The 16,826-nt window shown below is 68.9% G+C and carries 15 protein-coding genes and 1 riboswitch; of the genes, 4 read left to right on the top strand and 11 right to left on the bottom strand.

Features of this window, described 5'->3' with window-relative positions:
* Positions 1 to 55: 55 nt before the first annotated feature.
* The 8 genes from ACW9UR_RS17665 to ACW9UR_RS17630 all read right to left on the bottom strand — a co-directional run bounded on the left by ACW9UR_RS17665 (position 56) and on the right by ACW9UR_RS17630 (position 8,859).
* Positions 56 to 598 (bottom strand): P-loop NTPase family protein, encoded by a 543-nt coding sequence (locus ACW9UR_RS17665; RefSeq protein WP_458918373.1) that lies wholly within the window; start codon positions 596 to 598, stop codon positions 56 to 58.
* Complete coding sequence (cobN, locus tag ACW9UR_RS17660) at positions 595 to 4,281, bottom strand: cobaltochelatase subunit CobN (protein WP_458918372.1); 3,687 nt, start codon at positions 4,279 to 4,281, stop codon at positions 595 to 597. Before cobN ends, ACW9UR_RS17665 begins: the two co-directional genes overlap by 4 nt.
* Positions 4,281 to 5,366: a cobalamin biosynthesis protein CobW gene (gene cobW, locus ACW9UR_RS17655; protein ID WP_458918371.1), complete on the bottom strand. Its 1,086-nt coding sequence runs from the start codon at positions 5,364 to 5,366 to the stop codon at positions 4,281 to 4,283. The genes cobN and cobW overlap by 1 nt, the downstream gene beginning before the upstream one ends.
* A gap of 1 nt (position 5,367) precedes the next feature.
* On the bottom strand, positions 5,368 to 5,874 hold the full coding sequence (locus ACW9UR_RS17650) for a hypothetical protein (RefSeq protein WP_458918370.1): 507 nt from the start codon (positions 5,872 to 5,874) through the stop codon (positions 5,368 to 5,370).
* A 51-nt stretch (positions 5,875 to 5,925) separates the two neighbouring features.
* Entirely contained in the window at positions 5,926 to 6,618 is a 693-nt protein-coding gene (locus tag ACW9UR_RS17645) for a CbtA family protein (RefSeq protein ID WP_458918369.1), read from the bottom strand.
* A 3-nt stretch (positions 6,619 to 6,621) separates the two neighbouring features.
* Positions 6,622 to 6,792 carry a CbtB domain-containing protein gene (locus ACW9UR_RS17640; protein WP_458918368.1) on the bottom strand — a complete coding sequence of 57 codons (171 nt, stop codon included), beginning with the start codon at positions 6,790 to 6,792 and terminating at the stop codon, positions 6,622 to 6,624.
* Between the two features lie 32 nt (positions 6,793 to 6,824).
* A riboswitch (cobalamin riboswitch) is annotated at positions 6,825 to 7,050 on the bottom strand.
* Between the two features lie 16 nt (positions 7,051 to 7,066).
* Entirely contained in the window at positions 7,067 to 7,798 is a 732-nt protein-coding gene (locus tag ACW9UR_RS17635) for a cobalt-precorrin-6A reductase (protein WP_458918367.1), read from the bottom strand.
* Positions 7,795 to 8,859: a cobalt-precorrin-5B (C(1))-methyltransferase gene (locus tag ACW9UR_RS17630; RefSeq protein WP_458918366.1), complete on the bottom strand. Its 1,065-nt coding sequence runs from the start codon at positions 8,857 to 8,859 to the stop codon at positions 7,795 to 7,797. Before ACW9UR_RS17630 ends, ACW9UR_RS17635 begins: the two co-directional genes overlap by 4 nt.
* A 97-nt stretch (positions 8,860 to 8,956) precedes the next feature.
* On the opposite strand from ACW9UR_RS17630, the gene ACW9UR_RS17625 reads away from it, so the two are divergent.
* Genes ACW9UR_RS17625 through ACW9UR_RS17615 form a run of 3 tightly spaced genes read left to right on the top strand, consistent with a single transcriptional unit; the run spans position 8,957 to position 11,775 of the window.
* A complete protein-coding gene (locus ACW9UR_RS17625; protein ID WP_458918365.1) occupies positions 8,957 to 9,559 on the top strand; it encodes a hypothetical protein in 603 nt (200 codons plus the stop codon).
* A gap of 51 nt (positions 9,560 to 9,610) precedes the next feature.
* The gene (cobA, locus tag ACW9UR_RS17620) at positions 9,611 to 10,474 is read left to right on the top strand and encodes a uroporphyrinogen-III C-methyltransferase (protein WP_458918364.1); all 864 of its coding nucleotides are present in this window, start codon (positions 9,611 to 9,613) and stop codon (positions 10,472 to 10,474) included.
* The gene (locus ACW9UR_RS17615) at positions 10,474 to 11,775 is read left to right on the top strand and encodes a cobyrinate a,c-diamide synthase (RefSeq protein ID WP_458918363.1); all 1,302 of its coding nucleotides are present in this window, start codon (positions 10,474 to 10,476) and stop codon (positions 11,773 to 11,775) included. Before cobA ends, ACW9UR_RS17615 begins: the two co-directional genes overlap by 1 nt.
* Here ACW9UR_RS17615 and ACW9UR_RS17610 read toward each other — a convergent pair.
* Both ACW9UR_RS17610 and ACW9UR_RS17605 read right to left on the bottom strand, forming a co-directional pair.
* Entirely contained in the window at positions 11,772 to 12,617 is an 846-nt protein-coding gene (locus tag ACW9UR_RS17610) for a heme-dependent oxidative N-demethylase family protein (protein WP_458918362.1), read from the bottom strand. The genes ACW9UR_RS17615 and ACW9UR_RS17610 overlap by 4 nt on opposite strands.
* A 7-nt stretch (positions 12,618 to 12,624) precedes the next feature.
* Positions 12,625 to 13,155 carry an invasion associated locus B family protein gene (locus tag ACW9UR_RS17605; RefSeq protein WP_458918361.1) on the bottom strand — a complete coding sequence of 177 codons (531 nt, stop codon included), beginning with the start codon at positions 13,153 to 13,155 and terminating at the stop codon, positions 12,625 to 12,627.
* Between the two features lie 213 nt (positions 13,156 to 13,368).
* On the opposite strand from ACW9UR_RS17605, the gene ACW9UR_RS17600 reads away from it, so the two are divergent.
* Positions 13,369 to 14,364 (top strand): asparaginase, encoded by a 996-nt coding sequence (locus ACW9UR_RS17600; RefSeq protein ID WP_458918360.1) that lies wholly within the window; start codon positions 13,369 to 13,371, stop codon positions 14,362 to 14,364.
* Here ACW9UR_RS17600 and ACW9UR_RS17595 read toward each other — a convergent pair whose 3' ends face one another.
* On the bottom strand, positions 14,365 to 16,725 hold the full coding sequence (locus tag ACW9UR_RS17595; protein WP_458918359.1) for a mechanosensitive ion channel domain-containing protein: 2,361 nt from the start codon (positions 16,723 to 16,725) through the stop codon (positions 14,365 to 14,367).
* Positions 16,726 to 16,826: the final 101 nt, after the last annotated feature.

Genomic DNA, 16,826 nt, shown 5'->3' with positions numbered 1-16,826 from the left:
CTCCTCTCGGTCGTGGCGAGCGCGTCTTTCAGGTGCGTGTGTACCGGTGTCACGGTCACCCGGACAGTTCCTTGCAGAGCCGCTCCACCAGGGTTCCTACCGGTGCGCGGCTGTCCAGCTCCATATGCCTGCAGGGCAGCGCCGCACACCAGGCGCGGTGGCCACGAAGGCTTCTGCTTTCGAAGTCCGGGTCGTCGTATCCTTCGGCCCAGGTCATGAATGCCGCGTGTGTTTCGGCCATGTCTCCACCGGCCTCGATCCTTGTCCCATAGGCCCCGGCTTCGCGCTTCCGCAACCTCGCCATGCGGACGTCCGGCGGCAAGGTCAGCAATACGACGAAGTCGAAACGGGGTATCAGCGGGTTGCCCCAGCTTATCAGGCTGCCGGAGAGCACCCAGCCGTCGCGGTCGAGAAACATCTGCTGCATCAACGCGAGTCGCGCTTCGGCGGGCCGTTTCTCGCGGTAGGGGGGCGAGGTCGGCAGCCAGTAGTAGTCGTCGGTATCGTGGTGCGGCACATCCAGCGCTAGCGCGAGATGTGCGCCGAGCGTGGTGGTCCCCGACCCGCTGCCACCGAGGATGTGAACCCGCCGTTTCACAGCAATCCGCCGATCAGGGCGCGGGCGGAGTTCGAGCGGGGGGTCCAGAGGCCGCGATCGATGGCCTCCTGGAAGCGCTCGGCGATCTCGCGCAGGGCGGGGGCGTTGGCCTCGGCCAGGAAGTCCCGCGTCGGTTCGTCTTCCAGGTAGGCGTCATAGACCAGGTCGAAATGGTGGTTCTTCACTGCCCCGGTCGTGGCCGAGAAGGCGAACAGGTAATCCACCGTCGCGGCGATCTCGAACGCGCCCTTGTAGCCGTGGCGCTTGACCCCCTCGATCCACTTGGGATTGGCTGCGCGGGAGCGCACCACCCGCCCGATTTCCTCGTCCAGTGTGCGGATCACCGGGCGTTCGGGGCGGGAGTGGTCGTTGTGATAGACCGTCGGGGCCTGACCGCGCAGGGTCTCGACCGTGGCGGCCAGCCCGCCCTCGAACTGATAATAGTCGTCGCTGTCCAGCAGGTCGTGCTCGCGGTTGTCCTGGTTCTGCACCACCGCCTCTGCCTGCGTCAGGCGGGTTTCCAGCGCGGGCCGCGCGGGCGCGCCGTCGGTGCCCGCGCCATAGGCATAGCTGCCCCAGGTCAGGTAGGCGTCCGCCAGATCGCCCCGGTTCGCCCACAGCCGTTCGTCGATCATCGCCTGAAGCCCCGCGCCATAGGCACCGGGTTTCGAGCCGAAGACGCGGAAGGCTGCCTGATCCGTCGCGCCCTCGGCGCGGAAACGGGCGGCGCCGGGATTCTCTGCCTCGGGCTCGTCCAGTTCCAGCACCGCCTTGGCCGCGCTGGCGACCAGATCCACCTGCGCCGGGAAGGCGTCGCGGAAGAAGCCCGAGACGCGCAGCGTCACGTCCACGCGGGGGCGGCCAAGGACCGAGAGCGGCAGGATCTCGAACCCCGTCACCCGGCGGCTGGCGTCGTACCACTGCGGCTTCACGCCCATCAGCGCCAGCGCTTGCGCGATGTCGTCGCCGCCGCTCCGCATGTTCGACGTGCCCCAGGCAGTCAGGGCCATGGCGCGCGGCCAGTCACCGTGTTCCTGCAGGTGCCGGTCGATCAGCATGCTGGCGGATTTCCAGCCCAGCGCCCAGGCGGCGCGGGTCGGAACCGCGCGGCTATCGACGCTATAGAAGTTGCGCCCTGTTGGCAGCACGTCCAGCCGCCCGCGCGTCGGCGCGCCCGAAGGGCCGGGCGGCAGGAAGCGGCCATCGAGAGCGGTCAGCAGGCCGCCCATCTCGGCGGCACCGGAACCGGTCACGGCGGGGCGGATGGTGGTCTCGATCTGCTCCAGCACGGCTTCTGAGGCAGGGCCGGGGGCCTTGCTGCCCTCGACCAGTGCCGAGGCCAGCAGTTCCAGCCGCTCGACGGTATCGCCGTTGCTGCGCCAGGGCTCGTCCGTCAGCCCCGCCAGCACCTCGGGGCGGGGGCCGGTCCACGGCGCCCCGAGGTCGCAGTCCAGCGGGTCGAACTTGCCCAGGCCCAGGTCCGCCACCAGCGCGCGGGGCAGCGAGGCGTCGCCGCCCTTGCCATCGCCGCGCGGGATGCGGGTCAGCGCCACGATCAGATCGCGGGCCAACCGGCCCTCGGGCGCGCGGCCAAAGATGTGCAGACCGTCGCGGATCTGGCTTTCCTTCAACTCGCACAGATAGGCGTCCAGCTTCTGCAAGCGGCTGTCGGAATCGTCGCCCTCGCGCACCCCGGCGTCTGCGTCCAGACCCGTCGCCGCCATCAGGTCGAGGATCTGGTCGCGCAGGTGACCGATGCGCCGTGGATCGACGCCTGAAGCCTCGTAATATTCGTCCACCAGCGCCTCGAGATCCCGCAGCGGGCCATAGCTTTCGGCGCGGGTCAGCGGTGGCGTCAGGTGGTCCACGATCACCGCCTGCGCGCGACGCTTGGCCTGCGTGCCTTCGCCCGGATCATTGACGATGAACGGATAGATGTGCGGCATCGGGCCCAGCACCGCCTCGGGGAAGCATTCCTCGGACAGGGCCACCGCCTTGCCGGGCAGCCATTCCAGGTTGCCGTGCTTGCCCATGTGCACGATCGCGTGGGCGCCGAACGTCTGCCGCAGCCAGGCATAGAAGGCCAGGTAGTTGTGCGGCGGCGGCAGGTCGGGGGAGTGGTACGTCTCCTCCGGGTCGATATTATAGCCGCGCGCGGGCTGCACGCAGACGACGGCATTGCCGAAGGTCAGGATCGACAGCGCGAAGCTGTGGTTGTCGAGGAACGGATCGGCCTCGGGCGCGCCCCAGCGATCCTCGATCGTCTGGCGCAACTCCCACGGCAGGCGATCGTAGAAGGCGCGGTAGTCGGCCAGTGGCAGTCGCATGCCACCGCCGCGTGCGGCGCGGTCGGTCAGCCAGTTCGTCGGTCCGGCGAGGATCGCCTGCATCAGCGCCTGCGGGTCCGTGGGGGCGCCCTGCACGTCATAGCCCTCCCGCGCCAGCGCCGTCAGGGCCTCGACCGTCGCGGCGGGGGTGTCGAGGCCGACACCGTTCGCCAGCCGCCCGTCCTTGTTCGGGTAGTTCGCCAGCACAAGCGCCACCTTGCGCTGGGCTGGGGCGGTGCGGCCTAGCGCAGCCCAGTTCGCGGCGAGGTCCGCGACAAAGGCTACCCGGTCGCCCCGCGCGCGGTAGCTGGCGATGGCGCATTCGGTGGCCTCGTCGCGGTAGGCTTGCGCCTTAAAGCTGATCGCGCGCGACAGAATCCGGCCGTCGACCTCGGGCAGGGCGACGTTCATCGCGATGTCGCGGGCGTTCAGGCCGCGGACGGAGTCCTCCCACGCTTCCTCGGCGCTGGCCGAGAGCACCGTCTGAATCACCGGGCGGCCCGGCTTGTCCAGCGGCGTTGGCGCGCGCGCGCCGTCGGGGCTGCCGACGGCAAAGCTGGTCGCGTTCAGCACCACGTCGGGCGGGGCCTGTTCGAACAGGTTCTCGAGCGTCGCCGCCGACACCGGGTCCTTGAGCGAGGCGACAAAGACCGGCAGCGGGTTCAGTCCGCGCCGCAGCAGCGCCTGCACCAGCCGGTTGATCGGGTGCAGCCCCGCGCCCTGAAGCAGCGCGCGGTAGAAGGTGATCGCGGCGACCGGCGCGCCGTCGGTCCAGTGTGCGCGGATCGTCTCGAGGCTCGCCATCGTCTCACCCGGCCAGTAGAGCCCGGCGCGCAGCAGCGGCGCGGCCTCGGGCGGGCGCTCAGTGCCGTCCAGCATGTGCCGGGTCAGGCGCAGCAGGTTCGCGGCGTTGGGCGGGCCGCCCTCGACGCAATAGGCCAGCAGCGCCTCCCAATCGGCGCGCGAGACGGTGGAGAGCGAGAAGAGCTCTTCGTCCGGCTTGTCGTCGCCGGGCAGGGCGGCGAACTGCACCCCCGCCTCGGCAAGCCGGATGGCGAACTGCTCGACGCCGTATTGCCAGTAGGCCGCGCCACCCAGGATGCGGGCGACCACCAGCCGCGACTTGGTCGCCGTCTGGTCCAGGTACAGATCTACCGAGAAGGGATGCGCCAGCCAGCCCAGCTGCGTCAGCCGCAGGCTCGGGGCCTCGTCACCCAGCAGGGCGCGAGCCTCGGACAGCGCCGCAAGCTCGGTGTCGGCGGCCGAGATGAACAGCACGTCCGCCGGGGTCTGACCCGGATCGACCGGCTCGGACCCGTCCGAGATCGCGCCGGGCTGGGCGGCGAGCAGATGCATCAGGCCGCCGGTGCGGGCGCGGCGGCAAGCGCCTTGGTGATGGCATCGCGATCAAGACCGGCCTCGCCGATCACCACAAGTCGAGTGACGCGGGGCTCTCCCGTGGCGAAGGGCCGGTCGAAATGCATGTCGATGCGCGGGCCGACCGCCTGGATCACCTGCCGCATGGGCTTGCCCTGCACGGCGGCAAAGCCCTTGAGGCGCAGGATGTCATGGTGCGCGATCACCTTCGAGACCAGGGTCGAAAACGCCGCCGGGTCGGTCAACTCGGGAAGTTCGACCACGAAGCTTTCGAAATCGTCGTGGTCATGATGGTGGTGATGGTCGTGATCGTGTTCGTCATCATCGTCGTGGTGATGGTGGTGATGTACTTCCACGCGGGCCTCCAGATCGTTCTCGGCACCGATGCCGAGGCCCAACAGGATTGCGGGGTCGATCGCGCCGTGAGCCGCGCGCAGGACGCGGACGCCGCCGCGCGCCTCGGCCGCCAGCCTGTCGGCCAACGCCTGCGCGGCGTCCTCGCCCAGCAGGTCGGACTTGTTCACCAGGATCATGTCGGCGCAGGCGATCTGATCCTCGAACAGTTCCGACAGCGGCGTTTCGTGGTCGATGTTGTCATCCGACGCGCGCTGACGGTCCACGGCCTGCGTGTCGGCGGCGAACCGGCCCTCGGCCACGGCGGGGCCGTCGACGACCGTCACCACGCCGTCGACAGTGACGCGGGTGCGGATCTCGGGCCAGCCAAAGGCGCGGACCAGCGGTTGCGGCAGGGCAAGGCCGGAGGTTTCGATCACGATATGCTCGGGCGGCTCGTCGCGGGCCAGAAGGGATTGCAGCGTTGGCACGAAATCCTCGGCTACGGTGCAGCAGATGCAGCCGTTCGACAGTTCTACGACGTCGTCGTCCGAACAGCTTTCGATGCCGCAGCCCTTCAGGATGCCGCCGTCGACGCCCAGATCGCCGAACTCGTTGATGATGAGCGCGATGCGCCGGCCGCCCGCGTTGGACAGCATGTGGCGAATCAGCGTGGTCTTTCCGGCGCCGAGGAAGCCCGTGATGACGGTGGCTGGGATCTTTGCGGGCATGTCAGTTGTCCTGTGTAGGCAGGGGCACGGTGACGGAAAGCGGATTGCCCTCCACCGCGTACTGCCGGTGATCGTTTGCATTGAGCGTGACGGTCACGCTGTCGGCGCCTTCGGGGAGGCGGTCGATGTGAAACCAGTTGCCGTAGACGCGCGCCAGCTTGATGCCGGCGGAATAGACGTGTGCGTGGCCTTCTCCGGGCACCGCTTCCGCCCCGGCGGCCTGTGGCGCATAGGCGAAATTCGTCGTCGTGAGGTGCAGGTTCCAGCCCGATACGGGATCGGGCTCGAGCGTGGCGCTGACCGTCGGTGCGGGCACGCCCTCGGGGCTGTCGTATAGCTCGCTGTGGTCGTGAGCCTCGTCACCGTGGGACGCGTGGTCATGGCCCGCCGGGTCGCCCGCGCCGTGGTCGTGGCCGGAGATCTCGGCCCCGGTGCTGGCGGACAGAACGAAGCCGAGGCCAGTGCCGAAGAACAGGCCGATGACCAGCATGATCAGGGCTTTGGGCATGTGGAGTGCTCCCTCGATGCGCCGGGGACGGGTTGCGCCCGCGGCATCGGCTCAGGCGTGTGCCGTCGCCTCGGCCTCGCCCTCGCGGACCCAGAAATACCCGGCCAGCAGGCCAAGCAGAGCCCAGGAGGCCAAGCCGACGCCCAGCGTGCGCCCGGCAAACAGGCTGGCAAGCTCGGGCGGGGTCGGGCCGGTGAACTCCTGCGGGTGCGGTGCGCCGATGACATGCGGCGCGGCCAGCAAGATGATGCCCGCGACCGAGGCTGCCAGGCCCCGCTCGACCGCCAGCAGCCAGAGGCCGGCACCGGTCGCCACCACGCAGGACAGCCACCATATCTGCCGAGCCTGAAGATCGGCGGCGGCCATGCCCGGCAGTTCGGGAGGCAGGCCGACTGCGGGGGCGAACTGGAACGCGGCGAAGCCCGCCAGACCCCAGAGCGCGCCTGTCGAAGCGTCTATCTGCGCGCCGCGCCCTTCTGCCAGCGCGAAGGCCGCGACCAACAGCAGCCCGTAGGCGCTGAAAATCAGCGCTGTGAACAGCACCGTCAGCAGGTTGCGCGTCCATTCCACCGTCGGCAGCAGCGCCTCGGCCTGCGCGCTGGCCCCGAAATGGGTCAGCTGCCCCGATTCATACAGTTCCGCGTGCAACAGAACCGGCTGCACGAACACGAATTGCAGCGCGCCCGAAATCAGGCCCGCCGCAAACCCAGCGAACAGGCCGCTGGTCAGCAATTTCTGGAACATGGCTTAGTGGCAGGGAAAGCCGTTGGCGTGGCGCATGTCGTGAGCCGCATCGTGCAGCACGGTCGACTGCGCGTGGCCTGCAACGAACAGCAGTCCGAAGCCGAGTGCAATGATGGCCACGATCGGAAGTACCTGGGAAAGCGGGCGCGCGGCGGCGCTGGTCTGGGTCGTCATGTCTTTGCTCCTTCACCGTCCCACCGACGGTCAGTCGTTGCGTCTCCGAGGCAGGTCTCCTGGCTCGCGGGTCTTTGCCGGCATCCGCCTTCCCGGCCCTTGGGCCAGTGGCTTTGGTGGATGCCCGCTCTCCGCTGACAGTCGCGGGGGCGGCTGCGTTCCCGGGCCCCCTGGGTGGGTCGGTCCGGTCGGCATTCCCTTTTGATCCCTAGGTACGCTTGGGCGGACGCGTCGGGAACCTCGGCCAGCAGTTTCCGCCGGGGGCCTGCGGGTGTCAAGCGCTGCCGAGCAGCCGGTCCAGCCAGCGCAGTGCCGCGTGCGGATCGGCCACGGTCGGGGCGCCCGAGGGAGGGGAGGGGCGTCGTATCATCACGACGCTGACGTTCAACGCCCCTGCGGCGTCCAGCTTGGCCCGGCCGCCACCGGAGTTCTTGGTGACGAGGTGCGTGATCCCGTGCTGGCGGAACAGCGCGGCCTCGGTGTCCGCGTCGCGAGCGGGGGGACCGAGGATCAGTTCGACGCCTTCAGGCAGGGTCTCGGGCGGCTCCAGTGCGCGGAGAATCAGCCGCACGTCGCGCCGCTCGGGCAGTTCGGTGGCCGAGAAGCGTCCCGTGGCGAGGAACGCTGTTGCGCCGGTTGGCAGCGCGGCGATGGCACGGGGTAAGTCCGGTGTATCAATCCAGCCGGGCTCCAGCGGCCATTCGGGTCGTTCGAGCCGCAGCAGCGGAACATGGGTCAAGTGCGCCGCGTGGGCCGCGTTGGCGTGCATGGTGGCGGCGAAGGGGTGCGTCGCGTCGATCAGCGCCTGCACGTCGTTGTCCTGCAGGTAGCTTGCCAGACCTTCGGCACCACCGAAACCGCCGGTGCGTAGCGTGCCACCGTAGCGCTCGGGCGTGCGGGTCACCCCCGCCAGCGAGCAGGTCAGCCGCAGGCCGGTGCGCGCGTCCAGAAGATGCGACAGAGTCCGCGCCTCGGCGGTGCCGCCCAGCAGCAGGACATGGCTCACGCAGGGACCTCTGCGACGATCCGGCCGTGCCGGTCGACGATCAGCACGCCGAGGCGGGTGTCGGCGCCGCGCAGTGCTTCCCGCGCCCGGGCTTGAGCGTTGCCAGCGATGGCCTCGGCCAGCGCCGGGCCGGCAATCTCCAGCGCCTGCTGCGCGGTGTTCGCGGCGGCGATCGCCTCGGCATCCGCTCCGATCTGCGAGGCGGTCTGCGCGAGGCGGACGAAATCCACCTGGCTTCGGCCCGAGTGCAGGTCCAGCGCGCCCTGCGCCAGCTTGGTCAGCTTGCCGAAGCCCCCGGCGATGGTGATGCGTGGCAGCGGGTGGCGGGCGAGGTATTTCAGCATCCCACCCGCGAAATCGCCCATGTCGAGCATCGCGTGGTCCGGCAGGCCGAAGTGTGCCTGCGCCACCTTCTCGGATGTGGCCCCGGTCGCGCCGACCGCATGTTCCAGCCCGGCGGCGCGGGCCACGTCGATGCCTCGGTGGATCGAGGCAATCCAGGCGGCGCAGGAGAAGGGTCGCACGATGCCCGTAGTCCCCAGGATCGAAATCCCGCCCTCGATCCCCAGCCTTGGGTTCCAGGTCTTCAGCGCCAGCGACTCACCGCCAGGAACCGAGATTTCGACCTCGAAGGCCAGAGCGGCGCCGTGGGACGCCGCGACCTCGGCCAGCGTCTCCCGCATCATCTGTCGCGGCACCGGGTTGATCGCGGGCTCGCCGGGCGGGATCGGCAGACCGGGGCGTGTCACCATCCCGACGCCCGGGCCGGCGCGGAAGCTGACGCCCGGCGGACCGGGGCGCACCGTCGCGCGGATCAGCGCGCCGTGGGTCACGTCCGGATCGTCGCCCGCGTCCTTGCGCACCGCGGCGCTGGCCCACCCCGCGGCTTGTTCGGCCTCGACCAGTTCGAAGGCCGGGGTCTGGCCGCGGGGCAGGGTGATCTGCACCGGATTGGGAAAGCCGCCGCCCAAAAGCGCAGTCGCCGCGGCCTTGGCGGCGGCGGTGGCGCAGGCCCCGGTGGTGAAACCGGTGCGCAGGTCGGAGGCGGGCGGGCGGTTCATGGCCGCAGACTAGGGCGGGATGTTCGGGGAGGCCATGCGGATTCGCGCCTGCCATGCTAGAACCGAAACGACGGGACGCTTGATTTGGGGGAACACGATGTTCGGATTGTTCGGCACCGGCCAGGAGCCGGAACGCGAGCCCGGTCAGGGGGTGATGGTCGTCGCCCGGCTCAATGCCCGGGTACAGCCGCTGGACCGGGGCGATTTCTACGAGGACCCGCTGGATGTCGAACTGCGCCAGCGCGGCCTGGGGCAGGTGACCGGCGGCGGCACCCAGCTTGCGGACGAGCCCGACGGCATCGCCTTCTGCGACGTCGAGATCCTGGCCGTGGATGACACCCCCTCGACCCTCGAACAGATCGCGCAGATCCTGGACGGTATCGGCGTGCCCAAGGGTTCGCGCCTGATGGCCGAGGGACAGGAGGACGTCAGTTTTGGCCGGCAGGAGGGGTTGGGCCTGTTCGTCAATGGCACCGATCTTCCGGCAGAGGTCTATGCGAGCAGCGACATCAATCATGTCATCGCCGAGTGCGAGCGGTTGATGGGTGGCGTCGGCGCCAAGCGCGGCCACTGGGAGGGCTCGCGCGAGACGGCGATCTATTTCTACGGCGAAAGTTTCGCAGGCATGCGCGACGCGATAGCCGGTTTCGTCGCCGAATACCCGCTGCTTGAGCGCGCCCGCGTCGTACAGATCGCCTGAAGCGGCGCAAAGGGCGCTCGCACATGCGGGCGGGCCGGTCTAGAAGAGGGCATGACCTACGACCTGCCTCCGCTGCCGTCCGATACCGCCTGGCCCGAGTTCGCGCCGGGCCTCGTCTGGATGGTCGGCGCCGGTCCGGGCGATCCCGGGTTGATGACGCTTCATGGGCTGAACGCAATCCGGCAGGCGGACGTCATCATTTACGACGCACTGGTCGAGCCAAGGATTCTGGATTGGCGCCGCCCGGATGCGGTTATCGAGTATGCCGGCAAGCGCGGCGGCAAGCCCTCGCCACAGCAGCGGGCGATCTCGCTTCGGCTGATCGAACTGGCGCGTGAGGGCAAGCGGGTCTTGCGGCTGAAGGGCGGCGATCCGTTCGTCTTCGGGCGTGGCGGCGAAGAGGCACAGACGCTGGCCGAGGCGGGTATCCCGTTCCGGGTGACGCCGGGCATCACCGCCGGGATCGGCGGTCTGGCCTACGCCGGTATTCCGGCGACGCATCGGGACGTGAACCAGTCCGTCACGTTCATCACCGGGCATGACCGGTCCGGGTTGGCGCCCTCGGCGCTGGACTGGGCGGCGCTGGCGAAGGGCGCGCAGGTGATGGTGCTCTACATGGCGATCAAGCATCTCGGCCATATCACGGCCCAGCTGATCGACGGCGGGCGCGCTGCGGAGGAGCCGGTGGCTGTCATTACAAGCGCCACGCTTCCAGACCAGCGCGTGCTTGAGACCACGCTTGGCCATGCCGCCGAGGATGTCGCTGCGGAAGGGCTGGAGCCCCCGGCGGTCGTGGTGATCGGGCGGGTCGCGCTGATGCGGCAATGCCTGGACTGGGCGGCGCAGCTTCAGGGCGTGCCGCCGCGCGATCTGGATCCGCTCGGGGTGCGCGGGCAGGACGCGGACAGCGCCTGATGGCGGTTCGCGGATTGGTGATCGCCGCACCGGGCTCGGGCGCGGGCAAGACCACCGTGACACTTGGGTTGCTGCGCGCGCTGGCGCGGCGCGGGGTGGCCGTTGCGGGGGCCAAGAGCGGACCCGACTACATCGATCCGGCATTTCACAAGGCGGCCTGCGGGCGGGACTCGATGAACCTCGATGCCTGGGCGATGGGCCCGGTGGCCTTGCGCGCCCGCGCGAGGTGCGATGCCGAACTGCTTCTGGTCGAGGGCGCGGTCGGCGCGCTCGATGGCGCCGGGCAGGCGGCGCGCGGATCGGCGGCGGATCTGGCCGCCACGCTGGGCCTGCCGATGGTGCTGGTGCTGGATGCGGGTCGGGCCGGGGCTTCGGTGGCGCTGGTCCCGGCCGGTTTCCGCACCTTGCGGCCCGACGTTCCGCTGGCGGGGGTGATCCTGAACCGTGTCGGCTCGGATCGGCATGCGCGGCTCGCCATCGGGGGGCTGGAGCGGGCAGGGGTGCCTGCCATCGGGCACCTGCGCAGGGATGCGGGGCTGGCGTTGCCAGAGCGGCATCTGGGCCTCGTGCAGGCGGGAGAGCATCCGGAGCTCGAAGCGCTGATCGATGCGGCTGCCGATGCGGTGACAGCGGGGATCGACCTGGACGCTTTGATTGAAGCCGCGCGGCCACTTGCCCCTGCGACGGAACCTGCACCGACATTGCCGCCACCGGGGCAGCGTATCGCCATCGCCCGCGACGTGGCGTTCGCGTTCGCCTATCCCCACCTGCTGGCGGATTGGCAAGCGGCGGGGGCAGAGGTGCTGCCGTTCTCACCCCTCGCCGATGAGGCTCCAGCGATGGGTGCCGATGCCGTCTACCTGCCCGGCGGATACCCTGAGTTGCATGCCGCGGTGCTGGCACGGGCCGAGCGTTTCCGCGCGGGCATGATCGCAGCGGGGGATCGCGGCGCGCGGATCTATGGTGAGTGCGGTGGCTACATGGTGCTCGGAGGCGGGCTGGTGGATGCAGAGGGCAAGCGCCATGAAATGCTTGGTCTTTTGCCGCATGCGACCAGCTTCGGGCGGCGTAAGCTGACATTGGGCTACCGCGTGCTCCGACCTCAGGCGGGTGCGCCGTGGTCAGGCTTTCTGGTGGGGCATGAGTTCCACTACGCGACGATCTTCGAGGAGCCAGAGGCCCCGGCGCGTCTGTTCGAGGCGACCGATGCCGACGGGGCGGCGCTCCCGGCGATGGGCCTTGTGTCCGGCAACGTCAGCGGGTCGTTCGCCCATGTGATCGGACCTGCGCCCGGCGTCTAGCCGACCTGAGACAGGTAATCCGCGCCGCCCTTGTAGTTCGCCATGTCCGCGGGCAGGGCGGCGATGCGTTCGGCCAACGCCGCGCGGGCGTCTGATGGCAGATCTGCCAGCGGTGTAAGGTAGGTCTTCACGCCGAACACGATGGCTCCGGTTTTTGGCAGGCGGCGGAGCGTCTGACGCTCGACGCGCAGGAAGCGCGGTGTGTCGTCCACGCGCCGCTCGTGCGGGGTAGGGCAGTGCAGCCGCGCCTCGGTCGCCAGCGACCAGTTCAGCCGTTGCAGCGCGCGGTCGGCGTGCAGGGCCGCGAAGATCCGGTTCACCCTCGGCGCGAGCGTCTCGGCATAGCCGGGCACCGGGTCGTGCACGCGGGTCAGCGGCTTGCCGATCTTGTCGGGCAGGTTCCAGTGAGCAGGGAAGCAGAGGCAGCCGGCGACCAGCACGGCCTCGTCGTCCGGTGCAGGGGCCTGAAGGAGCAGCCAGTCCTCCTGCGCGAGTCGTCCGAGTACTTCGGGTTTCGGCGCCAGCGGCACCGTTTCGCCGTCGGGGCGGCGCATCGCATCGCCCTCGCGCCGGTATCCGGGGCGCGTCGAGAGATGGGCGATCAGCAGCGCCGCGAACTCGGCCAATGCGTCTCCGGCTTCGGCCAGCGTAAGCGCGACCAGCGAAGGGCACTCGGCGATCAGCCGGTCGCGCCGGGTCATCTGGGCGGCGAAGGCATCGTCCTGCTCGGTCCAGTCGCCCGGCGCAAGCGGGAACAGTCCCGGCGGCCGGGACCTATGGGGATCTGTGAACGGCAGATAGGGCGCCGGGCTGACGTACATGTCGTCGTCGGCGCCCTTCACGAGAGGCTTACTGGCAGCGCTTCTCGGCCTCTTCCAGCGCGGCGGTGAAGCCCAGCAGCGAGAAGCTGTCGATGGTCGTGGTGCCACGCGACGAGACCGCGGTGATCTTGGCGGTGGTGCCGCCGGCCATTGCCGCGATCAGCTCGGCGTCGCGCTCGGGGGAGGGCGGCCAGGCCCATTCGGCGCTGTCGCCCGAACCGGGGGCCATCGCGAACTTCTGGCCACCGATCTCGACTTCGACGGTCGAGCCCTCGCGGAACGGATAACCGCCGGTGAAGCTGATTTCCTTGTTCACGCCGGCCTCGGGGCGGATCGTGACGAACAGCAGGATGTCGCCCCGGCGGACCGAAACGACTTCGCCGCCGCGCCGGGCCTCGGTGGCCGTGGGCGGGGTCACGATGTAGCATTCTCGCGGGTTGGAGGGGTTGAACACGCTCCAGTCGCGGAAAGCGGCGACGCTCTCGTTTTCCTGAGCCGCGACGGGGGCGGCGATGGCTGCCGCGAACAGCGCTGCGGACAGTACGAGCGTTCGGATCATCTGCCGGTGCCTCCTTGTGCTTCGGCCCGGCAGCTGCCTGCCGGCCGGACATCCTGTTTGCCTGTGACCGGGTATTATCCGCAACTCGCCTCGCGTTTCCAGCCCCTGTAAGCGGATTTGCGGCATTTCGGGGCAATCCGCCGCGCATCTTGGCCGCACCGGGTCGCCCTGTTATCGCTGACGCGGTTTCAATCAGCCGAAGAAGGTCCCGACGTGACACAACCAGCCGTGCTGGCCGAGCTCTGGCGAGGCGAGATCCTGGAAAGCATCCATCTCGGCCATGCCGTCATCGTTGACGAGGCAGGCGAGATCGTCGAGGCCTGGGGCGATCCGGAGCAGGTGATCTATCCCCGTTCCTCCGCGAAACCTTTGCAGGCGCTGCCACTGGTGGAAAGCGGCGCCGCCGACCGCGCGTCGCTGGGCCCCGAGGCATTGGCGCTGGCCTGCGCCTCGCACGCGGGGGCGGCGATGCACGCGGGGCGGGTCGGCAAGTGGCTGGACGATCTCGGTCTGTCGGAGGCTGACTTGCGCTGCGGTCCGCAGACCCCGCGCGACCGGGACGAGCGTCACGGCTTGCGCGCGGCGGGGGAGCGGCCTTGCCAGCTGCACAACAACTGTTCCGGCAAGCATGCGGGATTCCTGACCCTCGGGCGCGAATTGGGCGGTGGCACGGAGTATATTGATCCGGATCACCCGGTGCAGCGCGCCGCGCGTGCGGCGTTCGAGGACATGACCGGCGAGGATAGTCCCGGTTTCGGCATCGACGGCTGCTCGGCCCCGAACTTCGCCTGCACGCTGCATGGCTTCGGCCGGGCGATCGCGCGGCTGGCGGCGCCGCATCGACTGGAGGGGACGCGCCGCGGGGCGGCCGAGCGGCTGGTCGCGGCGATGTCCGCGCACCCCGAGATGTTGGCCGGGCACGGAGAACCGGCGACCGAGATCACGGCAGCCGCGTCCGGCGCCGCCGCGATCAAGAACGGTGCCGAGGGTGTTTATGCGGCTATGTTGCCGCAGCAGCGGTTGGGCATCGTGCTGAAGATCTCAGACGGGGCCGATCGGGCAGCGGCTGCTGCCATAGCCGCCCTGCTGGTCCGCCGGGGCGTGCTGCCGCAGGAGCATCCGGCGATTCAGGCTTCCGCCAACGCGCCGCAGTACAACCGCCGGAAGCTGCTGACCGGCCATCTGAGGGCCGCCGATCACCTCTACTGATCAGCTGTTGGGCGGCTCGTCCTGCGTTGGCTTGGCCGGCTCGCCTTCGTAGGTCGCGGCTGAGCCCGCCTCTGGTTCGGGTTCCGGAAGTTTCGGCGGGTTCGCCGCTTCGGTCTTGATGTGGAGCGGCGGCGCGTTGCCTTGTCGGTCTTCGCCGAAATAGATCGTCTGGTGCGGGAACGGGATCTCGATCCCGCGATCGTCGAAGATGCGCTTGATGATCCCGTTGTAGGCGCGGCCGATCTCCCACTGTTTGCCGGGCAGGGTCTTTATCCGTGCCCGCAGCACGATCGCGCTGTCGCCGAAGGAGTTCAGCCCGAACCACTCCAGATCGCCGAGGATGTTCAGGCGATGATCCTCGTCCGCGCGGAGTTCCTCGAAGGCGTCCAGCATGGCCTGCTTGGCTTCCTCGATGTCCTCTCGATAGGCGATGCCCATGTCCGCAACGAAGTAGGAGAAGTCCTTCATGTAGTTCGACACGGCGTCGACGGACGAGAAAGGAATGATGTGGAACACGCCGTTCACATCACGCAGGCTGACCGAGCGCACGGTCAGCTTCTCGACCGTGCCGATGGTGCCGCCGACGCTGACCACGTCGCCCACGTTCATAGCGTTCTCGAACTGGATGAAGACGCCTGTAATGATGTCCTGAACCATCCGCTGTGCGCCGAAACCGATGGCCAGACCCAGGACACCGGCGGAGGCCAGCAGCGGGGCAATGTTGATGCCGATCTGGCTGAGGGTGATCATCAGCGTTAGGATCAGGAGCGCGATCGCCGAAGCGTTCCGCAGCAGTGTCAGCAGTGTCGTCTCGCGCGCCGAAGGCACGCGGCCGACCAGCGGGTTCAGCCGGTACTCGACCCACGATGCCAGCGCCAGCCACAAGATCGACGCTACGGCAAGGATCAGCACGACCGAGATGATGGTGGACACCAGGGCCACGCCTCGCTGCCCGGTGAGCGAGCCCGAAACATCCAGCACGCCGATCAGTTCCAGCGAGGTCCCGGTGACGATCGCGGCAACTGCGAAGCGTAGCACCAGAAGAACCGTGGGCAGCAGTCCGTTGAGGCGGTTCTCGAGCAGTGGAAGGCGGTGTTTCAACGCCGGAGACAGCCGCACGCCGCGACGGGCCGACTTGGTCATCAGGTCGATCGCCATCATCCCCAGAACGACCGTTCCGAGCACCTTGCCCGACGACATCAGGACAGGCACGAGTACGTTGCCGGGACGGGCGAGCACCAGCACCAGCAGCACCAGCAAGTAAAGCGTCACCGGCCAGTGCCACAATGCAGCAAGGCGCGCGAGCGCGGGCCGATGCGAGGCATCCGCTGGCTCGGCGCCCTCTGCCGTTTCGACCTGCGCACCCTTGTGCAGCCATTCGGCGACCGGGCGCCGCGCACGCCAGACCCTCAGAAGCGTGTAGACAACGGCAATCGTCCCGATCGCCATTTCGAGCGCCGCGCCTGCGAAGAAGCCCGCCGACGTGGAGGCTATGGGAACCGCCAGCAAGATGCCGTAGCCCAGCAGCATGATCACGGAGTTCAGCCAGCGCCAGATCGAGTCCGCCGCCGCGTCAGGCAGCGAGATCAGGCGAAGCGAACTGTAGCGCGGTGACAGCAGCGCCTTGCCGACCACCTTGGCGATGCCGACAGTCAGGAAGGCGTTGAGATAGAGCGACTGCCGGAACTGGATGCTTCCGAACCCCTCGAAAAGTGTGGCAGTCAGCGCATAGCCCGAGGCCCAGGCCAGTATCACCACCCCGGCGCCCAACAGGCTGAAGCCGATCTGGTAGGTGGCGGTCTCGAACCATCCCGCCCCTTGGGCCCGGGTCGCCAGCGCCCGCATCGGACGGCGGGCCAGCAGGCGGAGAAAGATGAAGGCCGCGACGGTGATGGCGATGACCACCGCAAGATCCTGGAGCGCCTGTATCGTCACCGAAGGGTCGATGGCCTCGCTCAGGCTTGTCAGTTTGTCCGGTAGATCGCTCAGTTCCACCGCAAGATCCGATGTCACTTCGGTGGCGCGGGCCAGGCCCCGCTGTGTGATTTCGGCGATCTGGCGGCCGAACGAGGTGGCAAGCGGCTGGACCGGCTCTTCCTCGGCTGGTGCCGCTTCGTCACCTGTGGCTGCGGCGGCGTTCTCGAGCTGCTGGATCAGCGCCTCTCGGGCGGCGTCGTCGCGCAGAAGGTCGATCAGCGCCTGAGTCGATGCCGCAGGGTCTGCCTCGCCGGAGGCGTCCGCGGCTGCCTCGCCCTCTGCACTGCCCGTTCCCGTTGCCTGGGAGAGGCCGGGAACCTGGGCCAGCACCAGCGCGGGGAAAAGGAACGCAAGCGTGGCGAGCAGTGCGAGAAGGCGGATCATGCGATCTCCGGTAACGAGGGGCAGTTGCGGCGGAGAGCTAGCCCCCAAGCAGGGGGAAGTCAAAGACAGGCCCGTGTTGCGGCCTTGCCCCGCCGACGCGC

It is taken from the genome of Halovulum sp. GXIMD14794 (genome assembly GCF_054457455.1).
Note: the sequence above shows the minus strand (reverse complement) of the source record. Positions and strands in the feature narration are given on the sequence as shown.